This is a genomic window from Sphingopyxis sp. KK2 (genome assembly GCF_001990265.1).
Lineage (GTDB): Bacteria > Pseudomonadota > Alphaproteobacteria > Sphingomonadales > Sphingomonadaceae > Sphingopyxis.
Genome location: NZ_LYVN01000183.1, coordinates 1 through 6,383, shown reverse-complemented (window position 1 = coordinate 6,383; position 6,383 = coordinate 1). Strand labels below are relative to the sequence as shown.

Below are 6,383 nucleotides of genomic sequence, written 5' to 3'. Positions count from 1 at the left end.
CGCGCCGCGCCGAACGCGCGGCGGTGACGGCGGGCGCGACGCGCGATCTCAACCCGCTCGCGCTCACCTATTTGAACCGTCTGTCGGACCATCTTTTCGTGCTGACGCGCCACCTCAACGCCGCAGCGGGCGGCGACATCCTCTGGAAACCCGGCGCGACACGTTAGTATTTCGTCGCCCCCCGCCTTCGCGGGGACGATGGCCCATCGTTCCCCAAATGTTCTAGACATTCCTTCGCGCTGTAACCATATTCGCTGTCGCCGCGAAACCGAATCGCCGTCCGGGGGATTATCTGCTCATGGCCAGCCAAAAAGACGTTATATTCCCGGCCGATGACGCCGCATCGCTCGCCAGCCGCTTCGCCGCGACGCGGCGGTTGTCGCTCGATCTCGTCGCGACGCTGTCCGATGCCGATGCCAGCGCGCAGTCGATGCCCGACGCCTCGCCCGCCAAATGGCATCTCGCACACACCAGCTGGTTCTTCGAAACCTTCGTGCTGCGCGATCATGTCCCCGGCTATGCGCTGTTCGACGCGCGCTATCCCTTTCTCTTCAACAGCTATTATGAGGCCGAAGGCCCGCGCCATGCCCGCCCGCAGCGCGGCCTCCTCACGCGTCCGTCGCTCGACGAGGTGCGCGTCTGGCGCGCGCATGTCGACACCGCAGTGCAAAGCGCGATCCCCGACCTGCCGCGCGCCGCGTTGAAGCTGGTCGAACTCGGCATCCACCACGAGCAGCAGCATCAGGAACTCCTGCTCACCGACCTGAAGCATCTCTTCGCGCAGAACCCGCTTGGCCCCGCGGCATGGGAAAAAAGCGCAATCGCGAATGAAGTTGCGCAGTTTTCCGCGCCTTCGGTGCCGCCCGGTGAACCCAGCGCGATCCGCTGGGTCAAGGGCGCCGAGGGCGTGGTGTCGGTCGGCCATGGCGGCGAGGATTTCGCATTCGACTGTGAAGTTCCGCAGTTTTCGGCGCTTCTCACCCCGCACGCCTTGGCGAGCCGCCCCGTCGCCAACGGCGAGTGGCAGCAATTCATCGCCGACGGCGGTTATCACACCCCCTCGCTCTGGCTCGCCGACGGCTGGGCGTGGGTGCAGGGGCAAGATGTCCAGGCGCCGGCTTACTGGCAGGACGGCAGTCAGTTCACCCTGTCGGGCTGGCAGGATATCGACCCCGCCGCCCCGGTCACCCACATCAGTTTCTTCGAGGCCGACGCCTTTGCCAGTTGGGCCGGCGCGCGGCTGCCGACCGAAATCGAGTGGGAGGCGGCTGCCGCCTCGTTCGACCCGGCATCGGGCGACCAGCTCGATGCCGCCGGTCCGGTGCAGCCGTCGGCCGCAATCGCGACCGACATCGGGCTGCAACAGATGTTCGGCAGCGTATGGGAATGGACCGGCAGCGCCTATCGCCCCTATCCGGGCTTCCGCACCGCGCCCGGCGCGGTCGGCGAATATAATGGCAAGTTCATGAGCGGCCAGTTCGTGCTGCGCGGCGGCAGCGTCGCGACCCCGCGCGGCCACTGCCGAGCCACCTATCGCAATTTCTTCTACCCGCACCAGCGCTGGCAATTCACCGGCGTCCGGCTCGCCAAGGATCTGTGACATGAGTGTCGTTCGCCAGCTTCGCCAGGTCGATGCCGATGCCGCAGGCGTCGACATCGCCTTCCGCGCCGATGTCCATGCGGGGCTCAGCCAGGCGCAAAAGGCGGTCCCCGCGCGCTGGTTCTACGACGCGACGGGCTCGGCCTTGTTCGAGGATATCACTGCGCTCCCCGAATATTATCCGACGCGCAGCGAAACCGACCTGCTGAAGCGTCATGCGGGCGACATGGCCGCGGCGATCGGCCCCGGCCGCGCGGTGGTCGAACTCGGGTCGGGCAGTTCGAGCAAGACGCCGCTGCTGCTCGATGCGATCGCGCCTGCCGCTTATGTCCCCGTCGATATCTCGGGCGATTTCCTCCGCGACAGCGCCGACGCGCTCGCGGCGCGCTTTCCGGGGCTCGCCATTTATCCGGTCGAGGCCGATTTCACCCAGCGCGTCGCGCTGCCGCGCGAAATCTGCCCGCTGCCCAAGCTCGGTTTCTTTCCCGGTTCGACGATCGGCAACATGGTTGCGCGCACGTCGGTCGATCTCTTGCGCAATTGGCGCGAGACGCTCGGCGACGGCGCGTTGCTGCTGATTGGTGTCGACCGGATCAAGGATGTGGCGACGCTCGAGCTGGCCTATGACGATCCGGCGGGGGTGACTGCGGCGTTCAACCTCAACCTGCTCACCCGCATCAACCGCGAACTCGGCGGGACGATCCCGGTCGACAATTTCGAGCACAAGGCGGTGTGGGACGATGTCCATGCGCGCATCGAAATGCATCTCGTCGCTGCCTGCGCGATGGAGTTCATCGTCGACGGGCGCGCTTATCATATGGCGAAGGGCGAGACGATTCACAGCGAGAACAGCCATAAATATGGCCCGCGCGATGCGAATCTTCTGCTCCGCGCCGGCGGCTGGACGCCGCTTGCGACCTGGGACGATGCCGACCCCGCTTTCGCGCTGATCCTCGCGCAGGCGACCGAGTTCCGCTCGGCGCCCTGATGCTCCACCCTTGACGCGGGCTCTTGACGCTTCTGGCCGAAGCCGTAGGGGCACGGGCAGATTTTCAGCGAAAGGGACAGCAATGATCGTCGGCGTCATCGGGGCAGGGCAAATGGGCGCGGGCATCGCGCAGGTTTCGGCGGGCGCCGGGCACGATGTGCTGCTGTCCGACATCGACATCGCGCGCGCCGAAGCGGGCAAGGCGGGCATCGCCAAGGGCCTCGGCCGCCTCGTCGCCAAGGAAAAGATGACGCAGGGCGGTGCCGACGCGCTACTCGCGCGCATCACCCCGGTCGCCGACCATAGCGCCTTCGCCCCCGCCGACCTCGTCATCGAGGCCGCGACCGAGCGCGAGGAGATCAAGCGCGCGATCTTCGCGAGCGTCGGTCCGCATCTGTCGGGCACCGCAATCCTAGCCAGCAACACCAGCTCGATCCCGATCACCCGGCTGGCGCAGGCCGCGCCCGACCCGGCGCGCTTCATCGGGGTCCATTTCTTCAACCCGGTGCCCGTTATGGGGCTGATCGAGCTGATCCGCGGGCTCGCGACCAGCGACGCCACGCTCGCCACGGTCGAGGCCTATGGCCGCGGACTCGGCAAGGAAATCGTCCACGCCAATGACGCGCCGGGCTTCATCGTCAATCGCGTGCTGATGCCGCTGATCAACGAAGCGATCTTTGCTTTGGGCGAGGGCGTCGCGACGATGCAGGACATCGACGCCGGCTGCCGTTTGGGCCTCAACCATCCGATGGGCCCGATCACGCTCGCCGACTTCATCGGGCTCGACACCTGCCTCGAAATCATCCGCGTTTTGCAGTCGGGCACCGGCGATCCGAAGTTCCGCCCGGCGCCGCTGCTCGTCCAATATGTCGAGGCTGGCTGGGTCGGCAAAAAGGCCGGGCGCGGCTTCTACGACTGGACCGGCGAGGCGCCCGTCCCGACGCGCTGAGCCTGTCGCGGCTGGCCCTCATTGCGGCTGGACGAGGCTCCGTGCGTCGCGCAATAACCGGTCGGGAGCCGAATGCCGTTTGAGGCGTTAGCGGACGAATGGTGCGTCGTAGCAGGAGCCTGATATGCAACGGAAATCCTTCGTCCTCCTCGCCCTTTCCGGCCTGATCCTTTCCCCTTCGGCGCAGGCACAAAAGGGCGCGCCCGAGGATTCGACGATCAAGGACACCGCCAATTCGGTGACCGAGCCATTCGACGGCAAGGAAGTCCCCGAAAAGCTGCTGGCGATCCAGGACGATCCCTATTCGCTCGCCGGGCTCGGCAAATGTTCGGCGATCATCCAGGAAATCGCCGAACTCGACGCGGTTCTCGGCCCCGACGTCAACGAACAGGTCGACGAGACCCGCGCGAAGAAACGCGAACAGACCGCCGGCCGCGTCGCGGGCAGCGTCGCCGGGTCGATCATCCCCTTTCGTGGGCTGATCGGCGAAGTCACCGGCGCCAACGCAGAACGGCGGCGCTACGCCGCGGCGGTCTATGCCGGAACGGTGCGCCGCGGCTTCCTGAAGGGCGTCGGTCTCGAACGCGGATGCAAGGCGCCGGCGCGGCCCTGACCGGTCCGGCAAAGAGGGGAGGGGCAGGATGAAAAAGGCGATGATGCTCGCGGCGGCGCTGTGGCTGGTGGCCGCACCGGCGATGGCGACGCCCGACGCTGAGCGCGAGGCGATGATGGCCGACCGCGACGACATGGCGATGGTCGAAGCGAGCGACGCCCGCATGAACGCCGCGATCGCCGAAGCCCGCGCCAGGCTCCCCGATTTCCTGTCGGCTTATGGCGGAGGGCGGTTCGACCGCGCGACCTTCGTCGTCAAATATCCGCTCGGCGGCTGGGAGCATATCTGGGTCGACGTCGATTCGATCGACAAGGGCGCCGTCAACGGCCGGCTGGCCAATGTTCCGGCGCAGCCCGAATATAGTCAGGGGCAGGCGGTCCGGGTCCCGCTCACCGACATCAGCGACTGGGCCTATCGCGACGAACGCGGGGTGATGATCGGCCACCGCACGACGCGCGTCCTGCTCGCGGACATGGACCCCGTCCAGCGCGCGTCGATCGAGGAGTATCTGGGATGGTAGGCCAGCCGCGCCCCTTCGCCATCGACGTGCCGCAGGCGGCGCTCGACGATCTCAAGGCCCGCCTCGCGAACGCGCGCTGGCCCGAAAAGGAGACCGTAAACGACTGGGACCAGGGCGTCCCGCTTGCTTACGCGCAGGAGCTCGCGGCCTATTGGCGCGATGACTATGACTGGCGCCGGATCGAGGCGCGGCTCAACGCCTGGCCCAATTATCTCGTCGAGATCGACGGGCTCGACATCCATTATCTCCATATCCGGTCCGACAATCCCGATGCGCGCCCGCTCGTCCTGACGCATGGCTGGCCGGGGTCGGTGATCGAGTTTCTCGACGTCATCGAACCGCTATCGGCCGACTATCATCTCGTGATCCCCTCGCTCCCCGGCTACGGTTTTTCGGGCAAGCCGGCCGAGGCGAAATGGGGCGTCGAGCAGATCGCGGCGGCGTGGGACCGGCTGATGGTCGCGCTCGGCTATGACCGCTATTTCGCGCAGGGCGGCGACTGGGGTAGCGCGGTGACCTGCGCGATCGGCGGCAACCATGAAGATCATTGCGCGGGCATCCACGTCAACATGATCGTCGGCCAGCCCGATCCCGACACGATGGCCGACCTCAGCGACGACGAAAAGGCCTATCTCGCGCGCTTCCAATGGTATCGCACCAAGGATAACGGCTATTCGACGCAGCATGCGACGCGGCCGCAGACGATCGGCTATGCGCTCGCCGATTCCCCCGTCGGCCAGATGTGCTGGATCGTCGAAAAATGCCATGGCTGGACCGACTGCGGCCACCAGCCCGGCGGCCAGTCGATCGGCGGCCACCCCGAAAATTCGCTGTCGAAGGACGCGATGCTCGACACCGTCAGCCTCTATTGGCTGACGAACAGCGCCGCCTCCTCGGCCCGGCTCTATTGGCACAGTTTCGCGCAATTCGGTTTCGGCGAAATCCACGTTCCGACCGGATGCAGCCTGTTCCCGCTCGAGATCATGCGCCTCTCGCGCCGCTGGGCCGAGGGGCGCTACAAGAATATCGTCTATTGGAACGAGCTCGACCGCGGCGGCCATTTCGCTGCCTGGGAACAGCCCGACCTGTTCGTCGCCGAGGTGCGTGCTGCCTTTGCTGCGATGACGCTCTAGCGCGGCACGGCAACCCGCCGGCAGGTCTCGGGCGCGGTTCGCGCTGCGGTATTCCATACCGCTTCGTCGCCCTTGGTGTGGAGCCGCCAGCCACCCTTGCCTTCATAGGCCGCACCGCTGGCGGCCGGAACCTGCCGCAACATCTGCGTATTGCCGTTGTCGACCCGCACGAGCGCGCCGTTGCGGTTGAAGTCGACCTTCAGGCGCGTGCCGCGTTCGCACTCATAATAGGTGCTGACGCCAGGTCCGCCGACCGACGCGCAGGCGGAGAGGGCAAGGGCGAGGCCGCCGGCTGCCACGCCTTCCGCTTTCATCATTGGTCCCTTCCCTCCTCAATAGCCCGAGCGGACGCACAGAACGTCGGCCAAATATTCGCGGCGGCCCAACGTTTCCATATGTTCGCGGGCCGACCCGTTCCAGCCGATCGAGCGGCACCATGTGTCGGCGCTCCGCGCGGCGCAGGCGGCGGTCGAGGCTCCGCTGGTACAGGCGGGGACGCGATAGCCGTTCGTCGACGGCTGGGTATGGAATTCGGCAAAGCTGCCGCGCGCGCTCTGGTCGTTCGCGGGCGGGCTGGGAT

7 protein-coding genes and 2 pseudogenes are annotated in these 6,383 nt (G+C 66.5%); 7 read left to right on the top strand and 2 right to left on the bottom strand.

Annotation, left to right across the window (positions count from 1 at the left end; all coding sequences use genetic code 11):
• The 7 genes and pseudogenes from B1A78_RS19635 to B1A78_RS19605 form a co-directional block, all read left to right on the top strand.
• A pseudogene (locus tag B1A78_RS19635) lies at positions 1-167 on the top strand (ATP:cob(I)alamin adenosyltransferase); the annotation flags it as partial.
• Positions 168-298: 131 nt separating this feature from the next.
• The gene (gene egtB, locus B1A78_RS19630; RefSeq protein WP_077148574.1) at positions 299-1,600 is read left to right on the top strand and encodes an ergothioneine biosynthesis protein EgtB; all 1,302 of its coding nucleotides are present in this window, start codon (positions 299-301) and stop codon (positions 1,598-1,600) included.
• 1 nt (position 1,601) lies between these two features.
• Positions 1,602-2,588, top strand: coding sequence for an L-histidine N(alpha)-methyltransferase (gene egtD, locus B1A78_RS19625; RefSeq protein ID WP_077148573.1), 987 nt, complete (start codon positions 1,602-1,604; stop codon positions 2,586-2,588).
• Between the two features lie 82 nt (positions 2,589-2,670).
• Positions 2,671-3,537 carry a 3-hydroxyacyl-CoA dehydrogenase NAD-binding domain-containing protein gene (locus B1A78_RS19620; protein ID WP_077148572.1) on the top strand — a complete coding sequence of 289 codons (867 nt, stop codon included), beginning with the start codon at positions 2,671-2,673 and terminating at the stop codon, positions 3,535-3,537.
• A gap of 124 nt (positions 3,538-3,661) precedes the next feature.
• The gene (locus B1A78_RS19615) at positions 3,662-4,150 is read left to right on the top strand and encodes a hypothetical protein (RefSeq protein WP_077148571.1); all 489 of its coding nucleotides are present in this window, start codon (positions 3,662-3,664) and stop codon (positions 4,148-4,150) included.
• A 28-nt stretch (positions 4,151-4,178) separates the two neighbouring features.
• Complete coding sequence (locus tag B1A78_RS19610) at positions 4,179-4,670, top strand: DUF2314 domain-containing protein (RefSeq protein ID WP_077148570.1); 492 nt, start codon at positions 4,179-4,181, stop codon at positions 4,668-4,670.
• Positions 4,664-5,803, top strand: coding sequence for an epoxide hydrolase family protein (locus B1A78_RS19605; RefSeq protein WP_077148569.1), 1,140 nt, complete (start codon positions 4,664-4,666; stop codon positions 5,801-5,803). Before B1A78_RS19610 ends, B1A78_RS19605 begins: the two co-directional genes overlap by 7 nt.
• On the opposite strand, the gene B1A78_RS19600 is transcribed toward B1A78_RS19605, so the two are convergent.
• Both B1A78_RS19600 and B1A78_RS19595 read right to left on the bottom strand, forming a co-directional pair.
• Positions 5,800-6,120 (bottom strand): MliC family protein, encoded by a 321-nt coding sequence (locus tag B1A78_RS19600; RefSeq protein WP_077148568.1) that lies wholly within the window; start codon positions 6,118-6,120, stop codon positions 5,800-5,802. The two genes, B1A78_RS19605 and B1A78_RS19600, sit on opposite strands and share 4 nt — an antisense overlap.
• A gap of 15 nt (positions 6,121-6,135) precedes the next feature.
• Positions 6,136-6,383: pseudogene (locus B1A78_RS19595) on the bottom strand (hypothetical protein); the annotation flags it as partial.

Bases quoted from the DNA above. Each gene is read 5' to 3' on its own strand.
- B1A78_RS19620 (WP_077148572.1), top strand. From the start codon at position 2,671: ATGATCGTCGGCGTCATCGGGGCAGGGCAAATGGGCGCGGGCATCGCG.
- egtD (WP_077148573.1), top strand. From the start codon at position 1,602: ATGAGTGTCGTTCGCCAGCTTCGCCAGGTCGATGCCGATGCCGCAGGC.
- B1A78_RS19610 (WP_077148570.1), top strand. From the start codon at position 4,179: ATGAAAAAGGCGATGATGCTCGCGGCGGCGCTGTGGCTGGTGGCCGCA.
- B1A78_RS19605 (WP_077148569.1), top strand. From the start codon at position 4,664: ATGGTAGGCCAGCCGCGCCCCTTCGCCATCGACGTGCCGCAGGCGGCG.
- B1A78_RS19600 (WP_077148568.1), bottom strand. From the start codon at position 6,120: ATGATGAAAGCGGAAGGCGTGGCAGCCGGCGGCCTCGCCCTTGCCCTC.
- egtB (WP_077148574.1), top strand. From the start codon at position 299: ATGGCCAGCCAAAAAGACGTTATATTCCCGGCCGATGACGCCGCATCG.
- B1A78_RS19615 (WP_077148571.1), top strand. From the start codon at position 3,662: ATGCAACGGAAATCCTTCGTCCTCCTCGCCCTTTCCGGCCTGATCCTT.